This is a genomic window from Paraburkholderia sp. SIMBA_054, assembly GCF_046534875.1.
GTDB lineage: Bacteria > Pseudomonadota > Gammaproteobacteria > Burkholderiales > Burkholderiaceae > Paraburkholderia > Paraburkholderia hospita.
In genome coordinates, this window is record NZ_JAWRXV010001544.1 from 1 (window position 1) to 242 (window position 242).

A 242-nucleotide genomic window follows, 5' to 3' on the forward strand; every position below is an offset into this window, starting at 1 on the left:
TGAGCGTCTTCGATGGAACCCGACAGGTAAGTCGCGGCGCCTTGCTGCGCGCGCACCTCGCCGATCTGACCGAGGAAGTCGGAAAGCCGCGTCTTCGCGATGGGCACGCCCCACACGCCGCCGAGATACGTGATGCCCGCGGACGTATCGCCTTCGGAGCGAAGAATCAGACGCGTCCAGTCGAGCGCGCCGCGCGCAACCCATTGCGCCTGCGCGAGCAGACGCTGGTTCTCGATCCGGCG

The 242-nt window shown here is 67.4% G+C and carries 1 pseudogene; it reads right to left on the bottom strand.

Annotated elements, in window-relative coordinates:
- Positions 1–242: pseudogene (locus SB822_RS60215) on the bottom strand (type II secretion system minor pseudopilin GspK); the annotation flags it as partial.